Below are 24,965 nucleotides of genomic sequence, written 5' to 3'. Positions count from 1 at the left end.
GTGAAAAAGAAATTAACCGCTGCGCTGACTGTTTTTGCTGTACTTGGAGGAATGGGAACGGGGGTATACGCCGGAGCCAATCTGCAGGAGATCAAAGCTTTTCTGAACCCGGGAATTAAATTCAAGGTAGATGGCCAGCCTGTGCAGCTGAAGAATAGCAGCGGTGCAGTGATCGCTCCGATTTCTTATAAGGATACTACGTATCTGCCAGTCCGTTCTGTGTCGGATCTGCTCGGAGTTACCGTTAAATTCGATGCCGCCTCCAATACCATTTCATTAGGCGAGCAGACGGAAGGAGTCTCCATTGCAGCCGGTTTTGACTCGTCGTACCATACCAAAGATCCTGACAAAACCGTCTATAAAGATAAGGACTACAAAGATGTCCATTTCGATAATGGCAGCGGCACTCGCGGCAGCTCATTCATGCTCTACCCGAACAAGAAATATCAGAAGCTGTACATTCAGGTAGCGGCGATCGGCACTGATATTAAAGACTTTACCGTGCAAGACAGCGATACGGATACGGTGCTTAAGAAGCTGAACATTACCCCTGAAGAAGGGCTCGTAACCGTAGAGGTGGACATTGCCGGAGTAAGCTCTATCTATGTAACCGGGGACGTACAAGACGGCTCATCCATGTTCGTTCCATTGACTACTTCCTATTATAAATAACTATAGAAGAACCCGGGAGACTTTTGTCTCTCGGGTCTATTTTTTGTTGGCGGGGGTAGCTGTGACAGAGGTGTCGTATCCCCGGTCGGTCACATAATTCTCTATGCTCCAAATCCCCAGCTTCGCAGCCTTAGCCTTTTTCTCAGTGGCTCTGAGCTGATCCACATATTTCACATCCGGCGGATACATGGCAACCCTGGCCAGACCTTCTGCGATCAGCATTTCATTCACCATCTCATCACCGAGATAGACATAAGCCAGAATCCGGCCGTATGGATCACGTTCAGACACATCCATTTCGACCCTAACCGTTTGCCCGTTCAGAAGCTCCGTTAAGTATTCGCTGGCCTCAGGGCCAAAGGGCTGAACCGGTGTATTGGCGCGCTTGGTTTCAGGAGTATCAATGAGCAGGAGCCGGATTTTGTCCACCGTACCATCTTCGAACTTAACTTTGAAAGTATCTCCGTCGGTCACAGATAGAACTTCAGCCTGAGAAGAATATGTAAGAACAATCGTGTCCAGTGTTTCAAAGGTATTGTCCTGTTCATCTTTCGACAGGACAGCTGTCACCAACGAAAGCGTAAGAGCTAATACAATCAAGCCGTACCTGGTAAGCTTCTTACCGTTATTAGATTTGAACATTTGCTAATGACTCCTTTGCCGTGACTATATCATTCTGGTTCACTCAGCCGGAGGATCTTTTGGATCATTCTTAGATTTGCCGGGTCTAGAGAAAACAACTCCAAAGGCAATACCCAAGGCTATGCCCAAAGGCAAATTATCAAAAGCCATCCAAAACACTATACCAAAGCATAAGCCCAGGGCGATGCCTTGCTGGGAGGAGTCTTTTTTCTTATCCATATCCATGTCTCCTTCTATAGATGTAATTAAAATCAAGCAGCTGATTGGCGGAATAGCATAAAGGGTATTATCCGGTAAGCCTGCATATCTTACTGGCAATGTTAGGCCTAGAACGCTTAAGGAGTGAAGATGTGTATACCAAAAAACTAATCTTGACCTTAACGTTGATGTTATCCATGCTGGCAGTGAATGCCTGCAGTAATCAGCCGGATGTGCCTGCAACTGATTCTATGCAGACCTCTGCACCGTCCGCCGGGAACAATAGAGTTACGGCTCAGCCGGATGCTTCTGCCGCTTCCCAAGAGCTGCCGGAGAATCTGCCGGAGGATTTCCCGCTGCCTGAGGATGTTCAAATCAAGCTATCCCATTCTGAAGAGAACGAGGGTAAAAAGACAGCTCTTCTGATCTTCACCACAACGCAAAGCATGGATACCGTATCGAAGATCTATCAGGAGTATTTCTCTTCAAGACTCGGAAGCGATTCTGCGCAGACCCTTGATGACAAGAACCTGATTATCCAGGGGACCACCAAAGACAATAAGCAGAGCTGGTCGATCATCGGCGGTTCTTTGGCTTCCCAGGAAGGTACTGTAGAGCTAAATGTAACATGGGCGGAATTATAATTTTATAATCCTGTTTAGTGATGAACATCCGTTGGTGTAGGGTCAGGAGAGACCGGCGGATGTTTTGTTTGTATTAGTGTATTTTACCATACAATCCCCCGATATTAATCCCGCGTGGACCAGAGAAAGGCGGCAATACGCCTGAATTCCCTTCACTTGTTACGTTCGTCCTCTCAGAGAAGTTGCAAAATAAAAGAGCCTGGCAATTAGCCAGACCCTTGAAATCCGGTCAATTACGCTGGAGTAACAAATATCCGCTGATGCTTGAGGTTTTTTTGCGGAACACGATTCTGAAACCGATGTCGTTATCCTGCAGACAGGCTAAGGCCGTGCTAAGCAATCCGTTGGTTCTTAAGCTGGGCAAGCAGGGTTCGGCATTTCCGATAACCCGGCTGGCGGTAATTCTGCGTGCTGATCCGGGCACTAACGGGTTCCGGCTCCAGTTGATCAACACCAAATCCGGCTGACGAGTCGCCAAGCTAATCTACCCCTTTCTATTAAGGTTCTCTATATAGAATGCAGGGTAGAGAGTTTTGTGCTGGACAAAGGCGGAGAGAACGTAGGAGAGCTATAGAGTACGAACGAAATTTTGTGCAATGGACTTGGTTAACAGCTAATTGTTGAAAAAATACGCAGAATGGGGGAAAAAGTGTCGAATAATGTAAATAAGTAGTATACGTTGTGGCATGAGCAGTTATATAATTAATTCAATGAACGAAAATCAGTCAGGCGGTGTTATGGTTTGTCGTGGGAACCTGTGGGCTTTATGTTTTTCTCAACAATAGAAACTCTTGCTCTATATTATCTCATTATGTCGCTCTTTAGATTTAAATGGAAATGGTACTTATGGCAAGTATTGTTCGTTATCTTACTAAATAATCTACAAAGCTATTTGTTAAGAAATGAGCTCGGGATGGCGAATATCTCGCCGCTCATTCTAATATTCATTTTCATCCTGTTCTTCTCCGCTGTGGTCAGGATGCCTCTAATACTATCAATCATTGCTACAATATCAGGTTACGTTATTTTTGCTGTGATTCAAACGATCATAGTCCTTCTAGTATTTGGCTCCATATCTGATATTTATGCTAGCGTAGGGAATGGATATTTTCTGCAACTTCTAACTTCGGCAGTGGTGTTCTTTATCTTCAGTTATGCTTACCGCAAAGGGAAAGGATTCACTTTTGATCTGGATAAACTAAGACTGAAATTAGAAGATATTCTTCTGTCTGTATTGATACTAGGTTTTGTGATAGGCATATCAGTACTGCTCTACTACAATGATATCCTGTTAAATGCTGTGATCTTTGTGATCATGTCTGTATTCCTGCTATATTATTCAACCAGAAAGGAGAAGGAAGATGCTTGATATCATGTCCGCGAAGCTCGCTACCGGGATAAAAAATATTGTTCCGGAGCACCCGGCATCCTATGCTGTTTTAAAGTTTGCTATTGCGGTAGTCCTTAATGTGGTATTTATTATTGGTTTCACGTTGGCTGTATCCCTTCTGACCGGTAGGACAGGTGAAGCAATCCAGATACTGATCTCCTTTGCATTATTACGTCAAGTATCTGGAGGGGCACATCTCAAATCCGGAACAGCATGCGTCTTGTTTACGACAACGTTGTTTACGCTTTTGTCCTTTATTGAAATTAGCCCCTTATTGATTCTGCTTATGAATGGTATCAGTCTTATAGTTGTTCTATGGCTGGCCCCGATTGGAATCGAACATCAGACCCGGATTCCAAGAACGCATTGGCCCAAGTTGAAAATTGTAGCTGCACTACTTGTGACGGCTAATATCTTTATAGCTTCACCAGCCATTGCTGCCAGTTTTATGGCACAATCCATTAGTCTGATAGTCGCTAGAAAGGAGGTGAAAACCTTATGATGAAATCACTGCAACGTAAAGCTGTTTACAAACTTGCTTCTGGTTTGTCCGCAATGGCCGCTCTTCTAGTTTTGGTTACCGCTAGTGTATTATATGTAAATCAACCGGAAGTCCCTGAAGAGTTACTCAATTAATATTGGAGCTGATCCCTTTGAGTAGTATATCTGTCACAAGAGACACAGAGGGAAACACTGGTGTATTCTCACTCGATATTGCAAAGATAACTTATATGGAATTTGAACGAACTATCTATAGGATAATCGTCCATACGTACGATCAAACCTTTTATACAGTAGGTACGCTGAAATATTGGCTTAACACCCTTGCAAGTTCAGGATATAATTTCGTTCTTGCGGATAGAAACACGTTAATACAAGTCACCAATATTATCCAGATGGATAAGACATTTCATATCGCTTATTTCGGGGAAGACCACAAAGGGGTCGAACAAAAGTGTTATCTTTCAGAAAAGGGTTACAAAGAAGTTCTCAAAAATGTTAAAACGTCCGAAACGAATATTAAATTTGTCGAGCTACCGGAGTGGTAGCTCTTTTTTTTATTCGGTGAAGTTAAAGGGCGCCCCTAATCACTCAATCCCTTGCCATTCAAAATATGCGGCGTATATTTCTCAACCCGTGCTATACGGGTTTGGGATTGTTTGGGGTCCGTGAAATAAGTAATATATTGTCTTTTCCGTCCGGGGGTTAGGGCTTCAAAGGCTGCTTGCAAATCCGGATTCTCATCGAGTTTTGTTTGAAACTCTTCAGGAATCTCATACTCCCTATCCTTCTTATAGTCCACTTCCAGACCAGCGGTTTCAACCTCTATGGTATTATAGATATAGTCTTTAATAGTAGCTTCCCTATCGGCTATTTCTTGAACAGTAGTGAACCTGATCTGGCGCCCGGCCTGCACATTCTTGGTTTGCTGAATCAGAATGCCCTGGGGATCAGGCAGCAAGGAGCCTTTGACGAACATAATCGCACAATATTCTTTGAATCCGTGGATTAGAGCGATATTCCCGCCTTGAAAGGTATAACAAGGAACCCCCCACTTCAATTCCTCTGTCAGCTGAGATCCAAGCAGGATCGCCCGGAGTTTCCCGTATTCTTCCTTCCATTGGCTTACTTTATTAAAGAAAAAATCAACTTTAGGATTCATTTCACTACCCGTCATTCAGTAAGACCTCTTCTTATTAAATTATATATTTGGATGGCTATCCTCACTGGCAACTTTACGCTCGAAGTCTGTGATGAAGTAACGGCTGGATTGAGTTAGCCGGCTGCCGGTAACGACGGCCGATTTTATGCGATTTAGTAAACCGCTTCGTTTAAAAGTAATATTTGTAGCCCAGTCTGCTTTATGTATCTCTTCCAGGGCAGCGTAGAAAACTTTCTTACTAGTGCCTATTTCCCGGAATTTAGATTCTTCTTTTTGCTCGATATATTTTAGAATCAGATATATGATGGCTTCATTTCTTTTTATGTTCATTAGATAGGTCCTCTCGGAGTGAACTGCTATAATACTGCTGAAGTGCAGTGAATTCGGAAAAAGAATGGAGTTGAGGTTATCTCATGTATGATTTCATTTGGATCCATTTCAAACGATTATATCTCGAAAATCCAATCAACGGTACTCTAAGAATACTTGAATGCTAATTGGGAATTCACAAAATCAAACATCTAATGTTTTGTAAAGAAGTCAAAGGAGAAATTGAAGAAGTTACGGGGATATCTACTGACCCAAATGGGAGTTACGATTTTAACACACTTGATAATGTGAAAGAAATTAATTTAATTGAAATAGTTGTGCCGAGGAATATGGATGACAGTATAGAGAATGGGATCTCTAATATTGAAACCTCGATTGCTAAAGAGTTTTTTCTGGATTATAGATAAGTAACGGGTACTTGAATAAAAAAAAGATGGTTTACAGGAAAATAGACGCAGATTACTCTGAGATATACTTGAGTTTCGAGACACAATATTCACTATTCTAAATGAATAAGTATAGTGTATTACAATTATAGTTTATTTAGATTGGAATCTTTTAGAAGGTAAATGAAAGGAATTTGTCGAATTAACGGAAGGGGATTTTCATCCTAACATATACTTATTGGGAGCGGATTGTTATGAAAGACAAAACAAAAGGATTGATTTTTGGAGTATTGATTGGCACTATGTTAACGGGTTCTACAGTTTTTGCAGGTACGAATACAAAACTAAGTGTTGTATTAGAAAATGTAAAGTATATGTTTAATGGGGTACAGAAACAGGCTGCACAATCGATTGTATATAATGGACAATTATATGCGCCAGTTAAAAACATAGCCGATGGGCTAAATGAAAATTTTACATATGACGGTAAAACAAAAACAGCTTGGATCGGAAAGAAGGAAGGGACATTCGTTTATTTAGACGATGTTAGTTACGCTAGGATAGATGGAACCAATAAAGATAGTATTTATTTCAAGAACTGGACGTACCCTGCTGGGCTCAAATTTAAGATTGCTGATAAACAATATCTACATGGCATCGGCGCAATTTTAAGTACATCTATTATGTCTAACGATAATAAAAATTCAATAGATTATAACTTGAATGGTAAATATAAAAGGCTCACAGGATATATTGGGGTTGATGACTACACTAAAAATTCTGATAATACTGGTATTTTCATTATTTTAGGAGATGGGCAGGAATTATATAGAAAGGATAGTATGCGTGGTGGTGATTTAGCTACAGAAATAAACGTTAATATAACAGGAGTCTTAAAACTTCAAATTCAGTTTGAATCAGTAGTTGCTGATTTTGATAAGCCATTAGATCTGGTATTTACAGAACCTAAGATGTTTTAAACTTAATAATTGCGAAACCCTTGATCGAAATTGATTAAGGGTTTTTTATATAGGGATGTCGGATATTCTTAATAGTAAATTTATACCAATATGATAAGCTGGAATTATCCTACGCTGAGGAGAGGTTCAGATGGCTACTATTTTCAATGACAAGAACGTTTCGTTTGAACAAAGACAATCCCCGGTTCCTGAGTTTGCCTGGCATACAAGCAGGAAGCTGGCTGAAACGGCTGGGGCGAAGCAACTGCTTTTTGAGATCAGGTCGCTTGATCCAGGGAAGTATTCGTATCCATATCATTTCCATAGAAGTGTTGAAGAGGTATTTGTAATTATTTCAGGCCGGGCTACGCTCAGAACGCCAGCAGGGTTCCAGGAAGTGCAGGAAGGTGATACGGTGTTTTTTGAAACGGGGCCGGAAGGGGCGCATCAATTATTTAATCATACCGCCGAGCCTTGCAGGTACTTGGACCTACGTACGAACCTGGGGATCGATATTTGCGAATATCCGGATTCCGGAAAGATCAACATTCTGCCGTACGAGGAAATCTATATGGCGGAAGAGCGGGTAGACTACTATGAAGGCGAGGATAATGTGGCGGAGAAGTGGAAGTGAGCTAGCGTGCAGTCCGGGGCATTGTTAAAAGCCCTACCGCCAGTAATGGGGACTGACCCCATAACGTGAGACAAATCAAAACACCTACAAGAAAATGAAACCCTGTCGTAAGATAGGGAGATAATCTTGGAGGTGTTTTTGCGTTGGCAACGAGAGTGAGTTACCCGGTAGAAATCAAAATGAAAGCCATTGAGATGAGGTTGGCAGGAGTTCCGGTCAGAGAGGTTATGGAGGAGCTAGGGATACGGAATAACACACAGTTAAAGACATGGATGAGGTGGTATCGAAAAGGCGAAGTGCATCGTCTGGAGCAGCCCGTGGGCAAACAGTACAGCTACGGAAAAGGTCCAGAACACTCTACGGAGCTGGAAAGAGTAAAGGCGGAGAATCGTTTCTTAAAGCAGCAACTAGACGTGCTAAAAAAGTACAGGGAACTGGAAAGGAGGTGGAACCGCAAGTCGTTATTACCTGGATCGAGTCCATTCGAGAAGAAGTAACGGTGAAAGAGGCTTGCGCATGGCTTGGGATTGCAAGAGCCACATACTACCGCTGGAAAGCCGCAGTAGAAACCGAGCCTTCAGAGTCTATAGCGGAGAAGATAAGGCAGCTTTGCGTACAGCATAAATTCCGATATGGGTACCGGAAAATCACCGCACTCCTTCGGGCAGAAGAACCCATAAACCACAAACGAGTTCAACAGATTATGCAGCGTGAAGGGCTACAATGCCGTGTAAGGAGGAAGAAACGTAAGGCCCCGGGGCAGCCAGCACATCCAGCAGAAAATCTGCTGAAGCGGCAATTTCATGCAGAGGGGCATCTGCAAAAGCTCGTCACGGACATTACCTATTTACCGTTTGGAGGGAAGATGTTGTATCTCTCGAGCATTCTGGACCTATACAATGGGGAGATTGTAGCTTACAGTATAGCGGACAAGCAAGACACATCTTTAGTGTTGCATACACTGAATCAACTTCCAAAACGGGCAAATATGCTGCTTCATAGCGACCAGGGCAGTGTATATACGTCTCAGATGTACCAGACTGCAGTCAAAGGAAAAGGCATTACCATGAGCATGTCCCGCAAGGGAACGCCCGCCGATAATGCCCCCATCGAATCGTTTCATTCCACCCTAAAGTCTGAAACGTTCTACCTCGAAGATCTCATGTGTACAACGACGGCAATCGTTGAACAGACCGTTCGAGACTACATCACTTACTATAACTCAATTCGGATTCAGGCGAAACTAAATAACCAGTCACCGGTGGATTTCCGGCGACTGGCTGCTTGAACTTGCAGGGTGTTTTGATCCCTGTCTCACGAACGGGGGGCAGTCCCAATGGTTCGCAGGGCTTTTTTACTTTTTTAGATTACGCCTTCTCCTCCAATAGCATTTGCTGTGAATGCTATGGGTCCAAATAGATTTATAGGCAAGATGCTATCATTTTGAATTATCAATTCATAGTTGTGGATTCCAAGATAAGGACCATCAACCCACAGAACATTTAATTGAATATCAGTATTTGTAGTAAACGAATAAAAGGATCTATAAATATCGACCCCGGCACGCCGGATAATAACAATAAATTGACTATTAGCAAGTGCAGTAAGACTAAAACTGCCATTTAACTCGACTCTACTGGAGAAAGAGGCAGGATTAGCTGGACTAATATTTACTTGCGCTGTGGCTAGAGCCGCGCCTGCTCAAGGAATCCCCGCAACCGTTATAGCTGTAGTGAACGGGTCTAACGGGATTTTTGCCTCTGAACCATAACTAATAATTGTCGCCATTAATCATCACTCCATTTCATAGGTATACGTTAATATATTGTTAATCCGAAAGTATATATTGGACTTAATTCCTGATGATTATATCCATTTTAAAAAGAGAGAAATGAAATAACAGCAAGTAAAATCAAGCAAGGATCTTCCATTATCTTTAAAATAAATGTAGGGTGATTGAAACGGGGTGAATTAACGAATGTACGAGTGGCAGAAACAAATACAAATCATCATTGATGAAATTGACATAAGCATTAAAAATTACAATGATGAAGCTTTGACACTACGCAATCTTTCCTGCAGGCTGGGTTATTCCGAATTTTATACTACGAGAAAATTCAAGGAAATATCGGGGCTGCAATTTAGGGATTATCTGCGGCATAGAAAATTAGCTTTTGCACTAAAAGAAGTTCGGGATAGTGAAAAAAGCCTTTTAGATATTGCCTTTAATTATGGCTTTTCATCACATGAAGCGTTTACCAGAGCCTTTAAGGGAACCTATGCTGTAACTCCAAGTGATTTCCGGAAAAATCCTAAGCCAGTCGTTCTTCGTACAAAATTAAACCCTTTTGACCGCTACTTTTTAGGATTGGGAGAGATTGGGATGATTAAATCTACAGATGATGTGAAAATTTATTTTGTTACCATTCCCGCTCACAAATTTTTACACATTAAAAACTATGAGAGTAACGGGTATTGGGATTTTTGGCAAAAGCAAAATCTTATTCAGGGACAGGACTACGAGACCATCTGCGGCTTACTGGATAGTATCAAAGGCAAATTGGATGACGATGGCGGGAGTGAAACTAATGGGGGCAGCGGTCAGATTATGGCGTACATTAATGACCCGGACGGCAGACTCTGCGATTGGGGTATACCGCGTACAGAGTGTCATGGTGTACGGCTTCCTATGGAATTCGAAGGCCAAGTCCCCCCGCAGATGCTTATGATTGATGTTCCCGAAGACGAATATATTGTATTTGAACATGGGCCATTCGATTATGAGCAGGAGAATCGTAGTGTAGAGGAAAAGATTGAACGGGTAATGGCAACCTTTGATTTTGCAGACACGGGTTACTTCTTTGATACTACCCCCGGTCGAATCATTTACTTTTATTTTAATCCGGAACGGCATTTTAAGTACATTAGACCTGTGCGGAAGTAGAAGCAAAAAAGCCTTGAATATCTGGGCTTCCTGCGTAAAGGATGATGGGGTTCGGACCCCATCCCCCTACCCTGTCAAGTTGTTATAGCCCCTATAGATTACTTCCGTTTCTTCCGGCCAATTAAGCCGCCTACTATCCCAAAGATCAAAATACCAACAAAGGCAAATACAATCCAAAAAGCTATACGCACAACTATCACTCCTTTTAAATATACAATACGAGAATAGGTGGATTTCCGCAATGAAAGGTGTCAGGGGCGATTGATCCTGCAAGGATATGTAACGAGTACTTGTCTGGATGGCACCAGTAGGAGCGGTAGCAGATCATTGAAACCGGACAGAGCCGGACAGAAGTGTATTGGATCAACCTAGTAGTATCCGGGCTGATTGGATAGATGCAGTAAGCTTTTGGGCTGCAGCAAGAAAGTTACTCGGGGGCTCAGGTAGAAATGGCATAATAAAAGAGCTGCTTTCGCAACTCTCTCATGAACAGTCATTTTGGGATTAGAAATTTACTCCGGCATGATCCAAACGATCTCACAGATGCGTACAAAGAATTTTCTGCCTCTGATATCCAATACAACATGGTCTGGCTTTACATCCATCACACAGCCGCTAATCCCGCCGCGAGTGGTTTCAAGTACCACCTGCTTACCTTTTACAGACATTAAGGTTTCAACGACATAGGGATCAATTGGATAGACCATGATTGCTTGTGGCATCTGTTGATGCATTGGATACATTTGATTATTCAGCACTTTGTTACCTCCCAAATGGTTATACCTCATGCTATGCAAACGCCTAATTAATGAGCTGGGTGAGAGCCCATTTTTGATAGGTACTAAGCGTTATGACATAAATACGTAAAAATAATAATTCAACGTAGGGAACTGAGCCAGGAGATACAGAGAGTGAATGGTCAAGATTGTATTCCAACATGTCCAGAAAACTTCCGGGGATACTGCTTACAGTATAATAGCTAACACTTTTATAAATACCTTTGAAAATCGAGTACTGTTTATCCTCCTGATCGTATCGCACATTGGTATTAGAAGCTATCCGATCAAAAAAACAAAAACAAGAATGTGGCAGGTAATGCTCGACCCGTAATATTCATGCGGAAAGTCTTGTCGGATAAAATGTTTGATCGTGTTCGCAATCAAACTAGCGAAGGGCTCCATGTTACAAGTCGCAGTATTGAACGACAACAACTAACCTACACAGGCCGGAGCGTAGGAAGAGGAGGTGGACCTGGTCATCATCAATTCATAATATTTGGGGCTGCTTGCGGGTTTTTGAGTGCAGGCAGCAGAATGCCATCGATTAGCGCTGTAAAAAAAAGCTTGTCGAACGGTTTTCGCTGGATAAGTCCGCGAAAGGAAGCCATTGAAGTAATGACCTGGCAAGCCATCTCAATGTCCGCGTGAGCGGGAATTTCACCACGAACGACGGCACGGTTCATAAGCTCGCGGTTCATAGCCACCCATGGTTCGAAAATCCCCGCTGTTCCTGCTTCGGCAAATTCCGGCTGCTGCAAAAAGGAGCCCAGACCGGCTAGGACTCGGAATTTTCGCTCTTCTTCCGCAATCGATTGCGGCTTCAAAAGCACGAGGAAATCTTCGCGCAAGGTTCCTGTATCTGGTAAGCTTTCGAGCTCAAGTTGACTTCGGTTCATCCATGCTAAAGCGTCTCTGACTAATTCTGCCTTGGAAGACCAGCGGCGATACACTGTCGCCTTCCCAGCCTTTGCCCGAGCCGCGACCATGTCCATTGTCATCCCCTCAAAACTCGTATCAGCGAGGATGTCTATTGCCGCCTCGAGGATTTTATCATCCCGCGTGTGATCTCGCTTGCGGCCCAATGTTTGAGCAGGCTTGTCTGCCATGGCCTCTGGACTTTCGCCCCTCTCTGAAATTTCCTTTTTTATTTTACTCATAGAATTAGCTCCTTTTAAAATATATTTTAAAACTCTTTAGTTCCGGAACTTTACAGTTTCGTAATTATGTGATTTAATATCATTATCCCACATCGAACGGGAAATATATAGATGGTATCCCATACCAAGAAGGAGAACATAACCATGCAGATCAAACCCGTAGCCTTGATCACCGGGGCAAATAAAGGAATAGGTTTACAAATTGCGAAGGATCTTGCGGGACATGGCTTCACCGTACTCGTTGGATCACGCAGTTTTGAGAATGGGGAAACTGCTGCCAACAGCATCGGAGCAGATGCGCACGCTCTTCAGCTTGACGTTACAGATCAAAATTCCATCGTTGCAGCAGCAGCGCGAATTCGGAACGAATTCGGTCGTCTCGATGTACTCGTGAACAATGCAGGCATCTCACATGCAGGCAGACCGGGTGAGTTTCCAAGCAGCGGTGCGGCGAGCGGTCTTATGACTGTTGCTTCGCTCGAAGAGATTCGAGCGGTTTATGAAACTAATGTTTTTGGTGTAATTGCTGTCACCCAGGCCATGCTACCACTTTTGCGTGAGGCCCCCGCAGCTCGTATCGTCAACATGGGCAGCAGCGGCGGATCCCTTAGCTGGAACTCTATTCCGGGTAACTCACATCGTGCAATGTTCGGGGCCTATTCGGCGTCAAAATCGGCAGTTCATGCTGTGACACTTGCCTTTGCCTTTGCGCTTGAATCGACAAATATTAAGGTCAATGCGGCATGTCCAGGTTTTACATCGACTGCACTTAATAATTTTGCCGGCACTCGTAGCGTGGAACAAGGGGCGCATGAAGCTGTCCGGCTTGCGATGATTGGCGCGGACGGTCCAACAGGAACGTTTTCAGATGAGGCTGGACCAGTCGCGTGGTAATTATAGTTTATACATTAGTGGTTAACATCTTAAGGGGGATTTCATAATGCGTGTTTTTGTCACAGGAGCAACAGGTTACATCGGTTCCGCTGTCGTTCGTGAACTTATTGATGTGGGTCATCAGGTCGTTGGTCTGGTGCGTTCAGACAATAGCGCTGCGAAACTAAAAGATGTCGGGGCCGAAGTACACCGTGGCGACATCGACGATCTCGACAGCCTTCGTAGAGGCGCGGCAGCTGCGGACGGGGTCATTCATCTGGCATTCAATCACGACTTCTCGAACTTCGCCGGGGCACTCACAGCAGATCTGCTTGCGGTCGAAGCGATGGGGGCCGCGCTAGAGGGTTCTGGTAAGCCGTTCGTAATCACCACGCACAATAATGGAGCGGCAGTGGAAAACGTAGTATTATCTCTGGCTGAGCGTGGAGTGCGGACTTCGATCGTAGAGCTTTGTCCTTCGGTACACGGTGAGGGTGACACAGGATTTGTGCCGAGACTGATAAACATTGCCAAAACGAAGGGCATATCAGCCTATGTCGAAGAGGGGACCAACCGCTGGCCCGCTGTCCACCGTCTTGACGCCGCGCATTTATACCGCCTTGCGTTAGAAAAGGCACCCGCCGGTTCAAGACTAGACGGGACTGCAGATGAAGGAGTTCCATTTCGCGACATCGCAAGTGTTATCGGTAAACATCTGAACGTGCCTGTCGTCAGCATTTCACGTGAAGAGGCAGACGCCCACTTTGGTTTCCTCAGCACGCTTGCAGCACTCGATATCCCGAGATCAAGCGTTGCAACTCAGGAGCTTCTGGAATGGCAGCCAATGCAACCTGCCCTGATTCCCGACCTCGAACAGTCTCACTACTTCAACAACTGATTGGAATGTTCCCAATTCTAGCCAAAGGTACGGGAGCTTTTTTTTCTCTTAAACCTCAAGAACCTATTCGGTACGTCGAAGGATGATTAGCATTGAACTGGAGTTCAACACCATTTTTTAACGATCTCCTCTTGCCCAAACGGCGGAGGGATCTTTTGCTGTGAGTCGGCAAAAGATCCCTTATAGGTACATTACAATCTTTAGCACAAATAAATTCGTAGAAGCGCATTATCGTATCCTTCTAACCGGAATATGGCAAACACTGCTCCTATAGTCGGCATAATACAAAACTTGCCCCTACTTATGATAGGGTTCTCCGCGTTTAATCTTAAACTATTCTGCCAGTTAGCTTATTGAAGCTTTTTCATCGATAGTCATAGTGATTGATGCACAGTACGAAGAGATGATGCAATGGGCTGATAGGCCATCATCCGACAGCGTACGCTTAGCCGTCAGGCTGGAGCCGCACCAAATCATTAAGGGACAGAGAGGACTATCCCTCCTCTCCCGCTAAGGGAGGATACAACAAACGTGTATATTCGCAATTATCACTATTATCTCTCACACAACAGCTTTGAAATTAATAAAAAAGATGGTACTGATGAAGTATTGAAGATTTTGAGGAACACTAGAAGACATACCGCGAAGGACTTAAGGGTAAAAACGACCAGGACGGGGGAATAGGCCGAATGAAAAGGTGTCTAAGGATGTCTTTCTCAAAGGGTTGGAAAGATAAAAAATAAGTGGTGCCATAATCGGCACCAATTCACAATTTGAGTCATTGAGGCAATAGGCTGACAAAAAGAAAAAACCCTTATAAAATAAGGGTTTTTTCAGGTGATGCAGTATAGGACGGATGGGGTTCGAACCCATGACCCCTACCCTGTCAAGATAGTGCTCTCCCGCTGAGCTACCGTCCTGCAACGAGATTTATAATACCATACGATGTGAGGGAATGGCAAGATTTTTTTATAACGTTGAAATAGCTTAGGGCCAGCCGTGATTTGACAGGTGAGATTAATCCCTTTACTGGCGGCAGATGATAACTTAAGGCTCAGGTCCCGCTGAATGTGAGCGGGGCTTTTTTTGCAGCGAAAAAGTTGAGCGACACGGAAAAGATTATATATTATAATGATGGCGTTGCCTGGGAATATCTCTCAATCATTCCATTATACATAATGAAGCCGAAGGAGTTCTTCTAATGATCGTAACTTTGCATGAATCCGGGTGGCCTGAGCCCGGGATGGGTCTGAAATATGTTGTGATTGTCATGAAGCAGGGGGAGGACTGGGTTCTGGTGCGGCACCGCGAGCGGTCCACATGGGAATTTGCCGGAGGACATATTGAAGCAGGAGAGAGTCCTGATGAAGCTGCCGCCAGGGAACTGTATGAGGAAACAGGCGTTGAGGCGTACAAGTTATACCCTCTAGGCGTATATTCGGTCAGAAGTGAAGAAGTACCTGCGAGCTACGGGATGCTGTACTTTGCAGCTGTAGATAAGTTCGGCCCCCTGCCCCCATATGAAATGGAGGAGATTCGCAGATTCAGAGAAATTCCGGAAGCGGTTACGTATCCCGGGATATATCCCACGCTTATCGCGAGAGTAACTGAATATACCAAGCAGCTGAGCTAGAATGCCAATGAAACCAGATATATTGAGCAATTGTACTTTGGTGCGCAATAATCATACCCTTGAACGGAGCGATTGCCATGTCTATGCCTACTCATATTGTCGCGGTCGGAGGGATTGTAAAGAATGAACTGGGAGAAATTTTGCTGGTCCGAACGTTTAAGGGCGGCTGGGTGTTCCCCGGCGGGCAGGTGGAGGCAGGTGAGAATCTTATGGAAGCGCTAACCCGTGAAATACAGGAGGAAAGTGGCATCCTCACTGTTGTTGACCGGCTGATCGGCGTGTATTCCAATACGGGGATGTACAAAGGGCATGACGGTGTAACCGATGTTCCGACCAAAGTGATGTTGGACTATGTGTGCCGGCCAATCGGCGGGGCATTAGCAACATCGGATGAAACATCGGAGAGCTGCTGGATCAGCCGGGATAAAGTGCTTGAGATGATTACTAGCCCCGCTATCCGCACCCGTTATGAAGCTTATCTGGCGTTTGACGGTACAGTTGCTTATATGGCCTATCAGACCAAGCCTGAATTTATAGTTAGTCTAAGCAGGAAGATATAATGCAGTATCATATAAGGAGATTCTAGATGAACGTAGAATATGGGAAGTTAACTTTTCTGGAGATTAAGCAAAAAGCAGCCGAAGGCTATATGGCTATTATTCCAACCGGCTGCACGGAGCAGTAGGGGCCGCATTCGACCGTGGATTTTGATATCTGGTTGGCCACCGAGCTGTCTATTGAGGCAGCAACTATGGCAAATCTGAGCTACGGTGTGAAGTCGCTGGTAATTCCGACGATTCCGTTTGGTCCTACTCCCGAGCACCGTAATTACGGATATGGCTACATCGACATCCCGCAGAAGGTATATGAGGATGTGATTTATGCGGTTCTGGTTTCACTGGCCGGCCAGGGGTTCAGGCAGCTCGTGATTATGCGCGGCTGCGGCGGACATATGCTGAACCAGGTCGCTGTGAAATTCAATCCAGGAGTATGCAGGAAAAGCCATAGTTCATATTCCGCATCATCCGTTCCATGAGGTCTGGTGCACACATGCCGATCCAAATATTCCGGGTGGTCATGCCGACAGCTTCACCACATCACTGGGGCTCTACAAACATCCCGAGTGCATCCGTGAGGAGCTGATTGAGAATCCCGACAGCAGTGAACCGGATTGGGATGATCCCGGACTCGACTTCACCAACTACTCGGCAACGGGTGTCATTGGTGATCCAACTCATGCCAGCGAAGAATTAGGACGCAAGCTGTGGAAGGGCTCTGTAGAAGCTATAGCAGCCGAACTGCAGAAAATTGCTGGACAGGCTGCTGAGATTCGTGAGGCTGTAATGGAAACGTAGGCAAGCAGCAGAAAGATAAAAGCGAGATAGTTAAGCCCCATAGCTTCGTCCATGTTAACCGCGACGGCGGCTTGGAGAAGCCAGTGGGGCTATTACTATAGCTGGCGTTGCGAATGCGAAGGTGGTTTGCAGCTTTTTTATGCGAGAGATCATGTTATTGCTTCTCAAGTCCGAGTTCCGTGTAAGTTTGTGAACGGCAGAGAATAAGGTAGAATAGGGACACCAATTGCTGTGAGAAGAGGTTAGTTTATGAGCGATGAGAATTCGAAGTTCAAGCGGCTTGGAGAGTATCTGAAATCTCGCCGGAACCGGCTGCAGCCTGAAGCTGCTGGGCTTAAGGAAACTAACAGCCAGCGCAGAACACCCGGACTACGGCGGGAGGAAGTGGCGATTCTGGCTGGTGTCAGCAGCACCTATTACACGTGGCTGGAGCAAGGCAGAGAAGTTACCGCTTCCAGAGAGATTATGGAGAGTCTCAGCCAGGCCCTGCGCTTGACCCCTGATGAGCGGATGCATCTGTTCGAGCTGTGGAAACCAGGTATGCCGGATACAGTTCCTTCTATTAATACGGTGAGTCCCGATCTGAATCCGCAGTGGCGGGATATTATCAGCCAGCTGTCTTATCCGTCTTTTATTACGAATGAGCGGTCCGAGGTTCTGGCCTGGAATGATAAGGCGGGTGAAGTCCTTAGTGATTTCGGGAAGCAGCCCGCTTCCGAGCGTATTATGCTCCGTCTATTGTTTCTCGATCAGGGGCTGCGCCGCCGGATGCTGAATTGGGAGGAGTTCGCGCTCTACTCAGTAGCTGTGTTCAGAACCTATTATGACATGCATCTGCACGACCCCTGGTACAAAGACATGGTAGTGAAGCTTTGTGAGGACAGTATGGATTTCGCTGACATGTGGAAACTGCACAACATTCAAGGCAAAAAAGTAAATCGTGTAGTCATACAAAGTCTCGGCACGAATCAGTCTGTGACTTATGACATCAACTCTGTGGCAAGTCTGGCCGACCACCCGTGTCTGCATATCTGTATTTATACACCTGTGGCAGAGAGCCTAGAATCGAATTAAGTCATTTGAACGGCCGGTCTGCTGCTATTTCTGTGCTGTTCCCTGGTAATGATCTTACTAGCATAAACGTACTGTGGCTGCTCCATGGCAGGAAGGCTACAATAGGGACATATCCGAAGAATCTTTCACCGGGAAAAGAGGGAGACAACCGAATGCAGACAAGAACACTGGGAAACGAAGTACTGACAGTATCGGCTCTGGGACTAGGAACGATGATGATGCCGGACAATGAAGAGTCGGTAAAAGTGATCCATGGGGCACTCGACCTAGGAGTAACCCTGATGGACACAGCGGATATCTATGGAGATTTCGCGCTTCAGCGTTTTGGCAGCAATGAGAGGCTCGTGGGTCGCGCGCTTAAAGGCAGACGGGATAAAGCGGTCGTTGCGACCAAATTTGGCATTACGCATACTCAGGGCCCCAAGGGTGATCCGGCTTATATCAAAAAATCCATAGATGCCAGCTTATATCATCTGGGTATGGATTATATTGATCTGTATTATCAGCATCGTCCTGATCCGAACACACCTATCGAGGAGACTATAGGCACGCTGGCTGAACTGGTCAAGGAAGGAAAGATCCGCTACATTGGCTTATCGGAAGCTTCACCTGAGCTGATACGCCGGGCACATGCGGTACATCCCATCACGGCACTGCAGACAGAATATTCGCTCTGGAGCCGGGAGGTAGAGGATGAAATACTGCCGCTGGTCAAAGAGCTGGGCATTGGATTCGTGCCTTACAGTCCGCTGGGCCGCGGATTTTTGACCGGTCAGATTAAAAGCTTTGACGACCTGCCGCTGGACGATTACCGCCGTCACTACCCGCGGTTCCAGGGAGAGAATTTCGCAAGAAATCTCGAAGTGGTCTCTCTGATCGTGCAGATGGCAGCCGAGAAGGACTGCGCTCCTTCGCAGCTTGCGTTGGCCTGGCTGCTTGCGCAGGGGGATCAACTTGTGCCAATCCCGGGAACCAAGCGGCTGGAGCGGCTCCAAGAGAATCTCGGCGCGTTGCAGGTGGTGTTGTCAGCGGATGATCTGGCCCGGATCGAGCGGATCTCCCCGCAGGGTGTTGCAGCCGGAGGGCGCTTTCCCGGCCATTAAAGGCAGAAGGTTTGAGAACTGCAGCAGCATCGGTTATGCATCGAAATCCAAAAGCGTTCTTATCTGCACCGCTTGTTTTTGTGAGCGGTAAGATAAGGCCGCTTTTTTTAAGTTGCGCCGGCATACCGCCAATGTTCGGATTCTTGCGAAAACGAAAACGAAAACGAAAACGAAAACGGAAACAAGTAACAAGTAACAGGTAGCAGGTTAAAGGTAGGAGGTAGCAGGTAATAAGTAGTAGGTAGCAGGTGACGAGTAGTAGGTAGCAGGTGACGAGTAGTAGGTAGCAGGTGACGAGTAGTAGGTAGCAGGTGACGAGTGACAGGCGACAGATGACAGGTGACAGGTAACAAGTAACAGATGACAGGTGTACTGGAGCAAGTGTTCATCGCAATGTTAAGCGGACTGAGAGGACCCTATTTCCCGGAAAAGGCGCTTTTTGGGGCTCAATCGGACTGAGATTCCGTTATTTTGTTCATCCGGCCCCAAACTGAGGGGCCGCCGGGCATATAAGAGATTCTGAGTCCGATTGACCGGCGTATCTGCCTGATTTGCAGGAATAACGGAATCTCAGTCCGCCTCTTCAGCCAGTTGACGAGGGCAGATGAAGTTCCCGTTCATACCTCGTCAAAATGGGGGAACTCCGCATGATCATGCAAGATCCCGCGAGTTCCCGCCAAGTTCCCGCTCATACCTCGTCAAACTGGGGAAACTCTGCCAGTTTCCGCCAACCACAAAGGATGTTTTCGCTGCTATACAGTAGCCATTCTCCTATTAGAGACTAATTAGTGCATGCACGGCGGAGCAGTGCTTAGAGCTCGGCACTGCTAACTCTCGCCGCCACGGCACTGCTAACTCTAGCTGCCACGGCACTGCTAACTCTCGCCGCCACGGAGCTACTAACTCTAGCTGCCACGGAGCTACTAACTCTAGCTGCCACGGAGCTACTAACTCTAGCTGCCACGGAGCTACTAACTCTAGCTGCCACGGAGCTGCTAGCCCTCGCCGCCACGGCGTTGCAAGCTCTTGAGGCGCTCGGTCTCCTCCCCAATCCGCGCGATATCAATCCGTTCGAACAATAATTCCAGCTCCAGCACCGGCTGATGTGCCGGAACGGACACTGGCTGCCATAAAGGCTGTTCTAAGGCAAAGAAATGCCTGATCTTGCCGCAGGAGAATGGAATGAACGGGTTCAACAGATTAGACAGATTAGCGGTGATCTGCACACAGGTATACAGCGTGTTGCCGCAGGCGGCGGGGTCATTCCTAATCTGCAGCCACGGCTGCTGCTGATCGAAATATTTGTTGGCCTGGCGGATATGGGTGAAGACATGCTCCAGCGCTTCTTTGAAGCTGCCCCCCTCAATAAGTCTCCCGGTCTCGCTGTACAGAGTATTAATGCTGCTGGCCCAAACGGCATCCATTGTACCCTCAGGAACCTCGCCATTCCAGAACTTATTCACGAATACCAGACTGCGGTTAACGAAATTACCGAAGGCGCCCAGCAGCTCGCTGTTATGGCTGTAGATGAATTCTCTCCACGAGAAGTCGGCATCCCGTTTCTCAGGACCGTTCGCCGTCAGGAAATACCGGATGGAATCCGGGTCGTAGCGGCTGAGAATATCCGGCACCCAGACGGCCCAGTTACGGCTTGTGGAGAATTTCTCCCCTTCCAGCGTCATGTATTCACAGGAGAAGATGCGGTCCGGCAGATGCAGGTCTCCAGCACCCAGCAGCAGAGCCGGCCAGATCAGGCTGTGAAAAGGCACATTATCCTTGCCATGCACATAATAGGCCGTAATGGGAGGGTACGCGGCGTCTTTGCTCTCAGTGGATTCCAGCCAGAAATCCTCCCAGCGGTTGCCGGTCCCGGCAGCCCACTGCTTGCTGGCGGACAGATAGCCGCTGACCGCTTCGATCCACACATAGATTTTCTTGTCCGTGAAGCCGTCCACCGGAACATCCACCCCCCAGTCCAGATCCCGCGTTGCAGCGCGGTCCTGCAGTCCTTCCTGCAGATATCTGCGGGTTAAACGCACAGCATTGTCTCTCCAGCCTTGCGCAGAATCTACGTATTCTGAAAGTGCGCCCTGGAAGCTGGACAGTGACAAATAATAATGCAGGGTGGAACGCAGCACCGGAGGGGTTCCGCAGATTTTGCAGGTACGCTCCAGCAGGTCAACCGGGTCGAGTATCGTAGAACAGTAATCACATTGGTCACCCCTGGCCTGCTGTCCGCAGACCGGGCAGATTCCCTCTACATAGCGGTCCGGCAAGTAGCGCTGATCCTGCTCACAGTAGCATTGGAGCGTAGACTTCTGGTACAGATGGCCGTTATCCAGCAGCTTAAGGAACAGCTCCTGCACCACACTGTGGTGATGCTCCTGATCGGTCCGGGTGTATAAGTCATAGGTGAATCCAAGCGAACGGAAGCAATCGGCGAACTCCTGATGATATCTGCTGGCGAATTCACCAGGGGATACACCTTCCTGCGCTGCCTGTACAGCAACTGGAGTGCCGTGGCAGTCACTGCCGGAGACATACAGCACAGCGTCGCCTTTGGCACGGTGATAGCGGGCCAGGATATCTCCCGGCAGAATACTCGCAAGCCTGCCCAGGTGCAGGGAGCCATTGGCATACGGCCAAGCCCCTCCGATAAAAATGTTTGTCATGTCATTGTCCTCCTATAAGTTTTGTTGACAGATTTTCCTTGAAACGGCTTCGGACAAAACCCGTTTCGGAAAACATGTTTAGGTTTCTAAGCGCACAAAAAAGACTCTCATCCCCAAAAGGGACGAGAGCCTGCGCTCACGTGTTACCACCCAAATTCATCAATGCCTTGCGGCATCCACCTCTTCAGGTACGTCCGCATAAGCCTGCGGGTATACCCTAGCATGGTAACGGATGCGGGTTCCGGCGCAGCCTACGTCCCGTTTATGCGGGCTTCGATGCGCAGCTCTGAGACCATATTCCCGTGGGTTTTCTTTGCTCCTTTTCAGCGGCTGGAGCTCTCTGTGAAAGAATGGCCAAGGTACTCTTTCTCTTCATAGCTATTGTGGTTATCCTAATTACTGGATATCATATATGCAGGTGATGGCTTATGTCAACACCAGATACAGAAATAAAGGAGAATGAGACTTTTGCCGGAAAACAAGCAGGTAAAGAAAAGCTCAGGCATAATGGGATGGCTTGGTAGCGCGGGAGTACTGCTGCTGCTGAAGGGCAAAACTATTCTGTCTCTGCTCAAGCTGGGGAAGATTGCGGGACCGCTGATTTCGATGATGGTGTCTATCTGGGCCTATGCTCTGATCTCACCATGGCAATTTGCAGTGGGCTTCGTTGCCTTATTATTCGTTCATGAGATCGGCCATGTTATCGCCGCTAAGCGGATCGGGCTGCCGGTGAGCGCACCGCTGTTTGTTCCTTTTATGGGTGCATTAATTACGATGAAGAAACAACCGCTGGATGCCAGAGAGGAAGCCTACGTTGCTTTTGGAGGCCCTATTCTGGGGGGCATTGGCGCGGCCGCCGTCTTCGGAGCAGCTTATTATTATCAGAGCCCGCTACTCTTTTCACTGGCTTATGTCGGATTCTTTCTTAACCTGATCAACCTGCTGCCGATTCATCCGCTGGATGGGGGAAGAATTGCAACTGCGGTTACCCGCTGGTTATGGCTGGTAGGTCTGGTTGGAGGTCTGGCAGTGATCATCTATCTGAAATCTATTCTGTTCAGTATTATCTGGCTGTTATTTGCTTATGACATGTACAAGAAATATATCAGCCGGCGCACGAAGAAGCAGATGCATGCGGTTATGAAAAGCTTCCTGATACCGATTGAGGATTTGCAGGATCAAGGGTATCTGATTCCCGGACCTGAGCACAAAAGAGAACTACCTTTTACCACCTACAGTGATTTGAACCGCCAGCAATATCTTGGTGTCCGCTGGGATAATCTGGACTATTACGGTACAACGACTATGCCTGTACAGTCTATTATCAGTAAAGTCCGGATCGTGCAGCTGGACCAGCTGTATGTGGATGCTAAGCTGCAGCTGAAGATGCAGTGTGAGATCAGCTTTACGGTGTTTGATAATGATAAATATTATGATGTGCCGGCCGCGTCACGCTGGAGATATGGTATTGCTTATTTTGTACTCGCTGGCTTTCTCGGCGGCATGATGTACCTTGTGCATATCGTTGGCAATGTAAATCTGTAAGGATTCGTTTATGAAGCCCCTGATTCGTCAAAGCTGTATAGAGCCAAGAAGAACAGGGGGGTACAACTATGCGCAAGTCATTGGTGTGGAGCGGGGTCATTGGAGTGTGTGTGATGCTGGGGACGGCCGGATGTGCGGCTGGCAGTGAGGCTCCCGGATATACGGGGGTTCATAAGATGACTGGACTGGACGGGAGACTTGATACACCGGATGGTCTTATATCACCGGTTATGCAGGATGTGTACGACCGTTCGATTCCGGAAGAGGTGTATTCCATTCAATAGTCTGCCGGACGCGGCTTATCCGTCCTCCCTATCCCTGGAGCCCTCAGGCTCTATACAGGATATTAATAATTCTGTATAATGGCTCAATGTTGATAGGACCTACAGAGAGGGGTTAGAGGAGAATGGCAGTGGAAATCGTACATGTCACTACAGAGGAGCAGCTCCAGATGGCGCTTGCGATCCGCCATAAGGTATTTGTGGAGGAACAGAAGGTGCCGGCCGAAGAGGAAATTGATGAATACGATGTGATCGGAGACAATGCGCATCATTTCCTGCTTAAGGACAACGGTGAGCCGGCAGCTACAGGAAGACTGATTTATTACAAGGCAGAGATTGCTAAAATGCAGCGGATTGCTGTTCACGAGCAATACCGTTCCAAGGGTTTCGGACGGATCCTGCTGCTCGCTATGGAGGGGCACGCCCGTGAACTCGGCCTGGTAGCCTCAATTCTCGATGCACAGTGTCATGCAGAAGCCTTTTACAGCAAACTGGGCTATGAAGTGATTTCCCCGGAGCCCTTCTATGATGCCGGTATTCTTCACGTGAGAATGCAGAAAACGCTGTAATCAGGCCGGGTACATACTCTTTCGATTCTATGGACAAGCTATCTGGGAGCCAGATTGTTGGCTAATCCTAGGCGCGAAGGAGAAGATCCTAAGTGATGAACAACGAACGTGAACGCTTTATTGCAGCCCAAAGAAACGGTGATGGTGATCTGACCAAGTTCCAGACCTCTTCCGGCCGTGTGCTGGATTACCAGCAGGCACTTCAGGAGGTTCAGTCCGGGAGTATTGCCGGAGTCAACGCATTCAAAGGAAAAGATGGAGAAATGTATATTCGCGGCGATGCAGATGGAGATCCTACCAACAATCTGGATCAGCTTCCGCAATTTTAACTAGGTATAGATATTAGGATGAAACGGCCGGACAAGCGTCTATTCGATGCTAATGTCCGGCTTTTTTGTGTTGCGGGGAGGGGATGTCTCCCAGATATTTCTTATATTGCACGCCGAAACCGGTTTTATAATCGTGCGTTTTTCTTTTCTACTGCAAAAAGAAATAATTCCCTGAATTCTGCGCAACTTGTCGAATGGTTGGTAGTATACATTAACAGCATGAATTATTTGGAGG

The 24,965-nt window shown here is 46.6% G+C and carries 28 protein-coding genes, 1 tRNA gene, 1 pseudogene and 1 other annotated feature; of the genes and pseudogenes, 22 read left to right on the top strand and 8 right to left on the bottom strand.

What is annotated here, in order from left to right; all coding sequences use genetic code 11:
• The gene (locus MKZ24_RS24125) at positions 1-672 is read left to right on the top strand and encodes a stalk domain-containing protein (protein WP_042136296.1); all 672 of its coding nucleotides are present in this window, start codon (positions 1-3) and stop codon (positions 670-672) included.
• A gap of 36 nt (positions 673-708) precedes the next feature.
• On the opposite strand, the gene MKZ24_RS24120 is transcribed toward MKZ24_RS24125, so the two are convergent.
• Entirely contained in the window at positions 709-1,314 is a 606-nt protein-coding gene (locus MKZ24_RS24120; RefSeq protein ID WP_340787525.1) for a thermonuclease family protein, read from the bottom strand.
• Between the two features lie 39 nt (positions 1,315-1,353).
• On the bottom strand, positions 1,354-1,533 hold the full coding sequence (locus MKZ24_RS24115; RefSeq protein ID WP_340787523.1) for a hypothetical protein: 180 nt from the start codon (positions 1,531-1,533) through the stop codon (positions 1,354-1,356).
• A gap of 131 nt (positions 1,534-1,664) precedes the next feature.
• On the opposite strand from MKZ24_RS24115, the gene MKZ24_RS24110 reads away from it, so the two are divergent.
• The 5 genes from MKZ24_RS24110 (at position 1,665) to MKZ24_RS33155 (ending at position 4,595) form a co-directional block, all read left to right on the top strand.
• Positions 1,665-2,156, top strand: a complete 492-nt coding sequence (locus MKZ24_RS24110; protein WP_340787520.1) for a hypothetical protein — start codon at positions 1,665-1,667, stop codon at positions 2,154-2,156.
• A gap of 182 nt (positions 2,157-2,338) precedes the next feature.
• On the top strand, positions 2,339-2,623 hold the full coding sequence (locus tag MKZ24_RS24105; RefSeq protein WP_340787518.1) for a hypothetical protein: 285 nt from the start codon (positions 2,339-2,341) through the stop codon (positions 2,621-2,623).
• An 894-nt stretch (positions 2,624-3,517) separates the two neighbouring features.
• Complete coding sequence (locus MKZ24_RS24100; protein ID WP_340787516.1) at positions 3,518-4,048, top strand: accessory gene regulator B family protein; 531 nt, start codon at positions 3,518-3,520, stop codon at positions 4,046-4,048.
• Positions 4,045-4,182 (top strand): cyclic lactone autoinducer peptide, encoded by a 138-nt coding sequence (locus MKZ24_RS24095; RefSeq protein WP_340787513.1) that lies wholly within the window; start codon positions 4,045-4,047, stop codon positions 4,180-4,182. Before MKZ24_RS24100 ends, MKZ24_RS24095 begins: the two co-directional genes overlap by 4 nt.
• A gap of 2 nt (positions 4,183-4,184) precedes the next feature.
• Positions 4,185-4,595, top strand: a complete 411-nt coding sequence (locus MKZ24_RS33155) for a LytTR family transcriptional regulator DNA-binding domain-containing protein (protein ID WP_445324172.1) — start codon at positions 4,185-4,187, stop codon at positions 4,593-4,595.
• A 35-nt stretch (positions 4,596-4,630) separates the two neighbouring features.
• On the opposite strand, the gene MKZ24_RS24090 is transcribed toward MKZ24_RS33155, so the two are convergent.
• Positions 4,631-5,224 (bottom strand): YdeI/OmpD-associated family protein, encoded by a 594-nt coding sequence (locus tag MKZ24_RS24090; protein ID WP_340787510.1) that lies wholly within the window; start codon positions 5,222-5,224, stop codon positions 4,631-4,633.
• Between the two features lie 24 nt (positions 5,225-5,248).
• Positions 5,249-5,539, bottom strand: a complete 291-nt coding sequence (locus MKZ24_RS24085) for a hypothetical protein (protein WP_340787508.1) — start codon at positions 5,537-5,539, stop codon at positions 5,249-5,251.
• A 640-nt stretch (positions 5,540-6,179) separates the two neighbouring features.
• Between MKZ24_RS24085 and MKZ24_RS24080 the strand changes: the two genes are divergently transcribed.
• From MKZ24_RS24080 to MKZ24_RS24065, 4 genes are all read left to right on the top strand, one after another.
• Positions 6,180-6,905: an NPCBM/NEW2 domain-containing protein gene (locus tag MKZ24_RS24080; protein WP_340787505.1), complete on the top strand. Its 726-nt coding sequence runs from the start codon at positions 6,180-6,182 to the stop codon at positions 6,903-6,905.
• Between the two features lie 130 nt (positions 6,906-7,035).
• Positions 7,036-7,518: a cupin domain-containing protein gene (locus MKZ24_RS24075; RefSeq protein ID WP_340787502.1), complete on the top strand. Its 483-nt coding sequence runs from the start codon at positions 7,036-7,038 to the stop codon at positions 7,516-7,518.
• A 143-nt stretch (positions 7,519-7,661) separates the two neighbouring features.
• Positions 7,662-8,806 (top strand): IS3 family transposase gene (locus MKZ24_RS24070; RefSeq protein ID WP_156123389.1). Its coding sequence is split into 2 segments (ribosomal slippage): positions 7,662-7,935 and positions 7,935-8,806, totalling 1,146 coding nucleotides; the frame shifts between segments, so codons are not numbered across the junction.
• A 690-nt stretch (positions 8,807-9,496) separates the two neighbouring features.
• A complete protein-coding gene (locus MKZ24_RS24065; protein ID WP_042235589.1) occupies positions 9,497-10,462 on the top strand; it encodes a helix-turn-helix transcriptional regulator in 966 nt (321 codons plus the stop codon).
• A 512-nt stretch (positions 10,463-10,974) separates the two neighbouring features.
• Here MKZ24_RS24065 and MKZ24_RS24060 read toward each other — a convergent pair.
• A complete protein-coding gene (locus MKZ24_RS24060; RefSeq protein WP_063840107.1) occupies positions 10,975-11,205 on the bottom strand; it encodes a YuzF family protein in 231 nt (76 codons plus the stop codon).
• Between the two features lie 518 nt (positions 11,206-11,723).
• Positions 11,724-12,398, bottom strand: coding sequence for a TetR/AcrR family transcriptional regulator (locus tag MKZ24_RS24055; protein ID WP_042235596.1), 675 nt, complete (start codon positions 12,396-12,398; stop codon positions 11,724-11,726).
• 144 nt (positions 12,399-12,542) lie between these two features.
• Here MKZ24_RS24055 and MKZ24_RS24050 point away from each other — a divergent pair, with 144 nt between their 5' ends.
• Complete coding sequence (locus MKZ24_RS24050) at positions 12,543-13,292, top strand: SDR family oxidoreductase (protein WP_340787499.1); 750 nt, start codon at positions 12,543-12,545, stop codon at positions 13,290-13,292.
• A gap of 46 nt (positions 13,293-13,338) precedes the next feature.
• Positions 13,339-14,169 (top strand): SDR family oxidoreductase, encoded by an 831-nt coding sequence (locus MKZ24_RS24045; protein WP_042235600.1) that lies wholly within the window; start codon positions 13,339-13,341, stop codon positions 14,167-14,169.
• Between the two features lie 848 nt (positions 14,170-15,017).
• Here MKZ24_RS24045 and MKZ24_RS24040 read toward each other — a convergent pair.
• Positions 15,018-15,089, bottom strand: a tRNA-Val gene (locus MKZ24_RS24040).
• A 281-nt stretch (positions 15,090-15,370) separates the two neighbouring features.
• On the opposite strand from MKZ24_RS24040, the gene MKZ24_RS24035 reads away from it, so the two are divergent.
• From MKZ24_RS24035 to MKZ24_RS24015, 6 genes and pseudogenes are all read left to right on the top strand, one after another.
• A complete protein-coding gene (locus MKZ24_RS24035; RefSeq protein WP_340787496.1) occupies positions 15,371-15,802 on the top strand; it encodes an NUDIX hydrolase in 432 nt (143 codons plus the stop codon).
• A 77-nt stretch (positions 15,803-15,879) separates the two neighbouring features.
• A complete protein-coding gene (locus MKZ24_RS24030) occupies positions 15,880-16,362 on the top strand; it encodes an NUDIX hydrolase (protein WP_042235645.1) in 483 nt (160 codons plus the stop codon).
• A gap of 137 nt (positions 16,363-16,499) precedes the next feature.
• Positions 16,500-16,838, top strand: a pseudogene (locus tag MKZ24_RS24025) (creatininase family protein); the annotation flags it as partial.
• Positions 16,783-17,157 (top strand): creatininase family protein, encoded by a 375-nt coding sequence (locus tag MKZ24_RS33150; protein ID WP_445324196.1) that lies wholly within the window; start codon positions 16,783-16,785, stop codon positions 17,155-17,157. The pseudogene MKZ24_RS24025 and the gene MKZ24_RS33150, both read left to right, overlap by 56 nt.
• Positions 17,158-17,406: 249 nt before the next feature.
• On the top strand, positions 17,407-18,231 hold the full coding sequence (locus tag MKZ24_RS24020) for a helix-turn-helix transcriptional regulator (RefSeq protein WP_340787491.1): 825 nt from the start codon (positions 17,407-17,409) through the stop codon (positions 18,229-18,231).
• A gap of 152 nt (positions 18,232-18,383) precedes the next feature.
• Positions 18,384-19,334 carry an aldo/keto reductase gene (locus MKZ24_RS24015; protein WP_340787487.1) on the top strand — a complete coding sequence of 317 codons (951 nt, stop codon included), beginning with the start codon at positions 18,384-18,386 and terminating at the stop codon, positions 19,332-19,334.
• A 995-nt stretch (positions 19,335-20,329) separates the two neighbouring features.
• Here the strand turns inward: MKZ24_RS24015 and metG are convergent.
• Complete coding sequence (gene metG, locus MKZ24_RS24010) at positions 20,330-22,006, bottom strand: methionine--tRNA ligase (protein WP_042235652.1); 1,677 nt, start codon at positions 22,004-22,006, stop codon at positions 20,330-20,332.
• A gap of 115 nt (positions 22,007-22,121) precedes the next feature.
• Positions 22,122-22,391: a binding site (T-box leader), on the bottom strand.
• Positions 22,392-22,465: 74 nt separating this feature from the next.
• Between metG and MKZ24_RS24005 the strand changes: the two genes are divergently transcribed.
• The 4 genes from MKZ24_RS24005 (at position 22,466) to MKZ24_RS23990 (ending at position 24,730) form a co-directional block, all read left to right on the top strand.
• A complete protein-coding gene (locus tag MKZ24_RS24005) occupies positions 22,466-23,551 on the top strand; it encodes a site-2 protease family protein (protein ID WP_042235655.1) in 1,086 nt (361 codons plus the stop codon).
• A 68-nt stretch (positions 23,552-23,619) separates the two neighbouring features.
• Complete coding sequence (locus MKZ24_RS24000) at positions 23,620-23,835, top strand: hypothetical protein (protein WP_042235658.1); 216 nt, start codon at positions 23,620-23,622, stop codon at positions 23,833-23,835.
• A gap of 122 nt (positions 23,836-23,957) precedes the next feature.
• Positions 23,958-24,401 carry a GNAT family N-acetyltransferase gene (locus tag MKZ24_RS23995; protein WP_042235661.1) on the top strand — a complete coding sequence of 148 codons (444 nt, stop codon included), beginning with the start codon at positions 23,958-23,960 and terminating at the stop codon, positions 24,399-24,401.
• Positions 24,402-24,493: 92 nt separating this feature from the next.
• A complete protein-coding gene (locus MKZ24_RS23990; RefSeq protein WP_039297904.1) occupies positions 24,494-24,730 on the top strand; it encodes a DUF3892 domain-containing protein in 237 nt (78 codons plus the stop codon).
• Positions 24,731-24,965: the final 235 nt, after the last annotated feature.

Origin of the sequence: Paenibacillus sp. FSL R7-0297 (genome assembly GCF_038009025.1) — a bacterium.
Taxonomy (GTDB): domain Bacteria; phylum Bacillota; class Bacilli; order Paenibacillales; family Paenibacillaceae; genus Paenibacillus_AQ.
The sequence above is the reverse complement of the archived record's forward strand: the minus strand, read 5'-3'. Positions and strand labels throughout refer to the sequence as shown.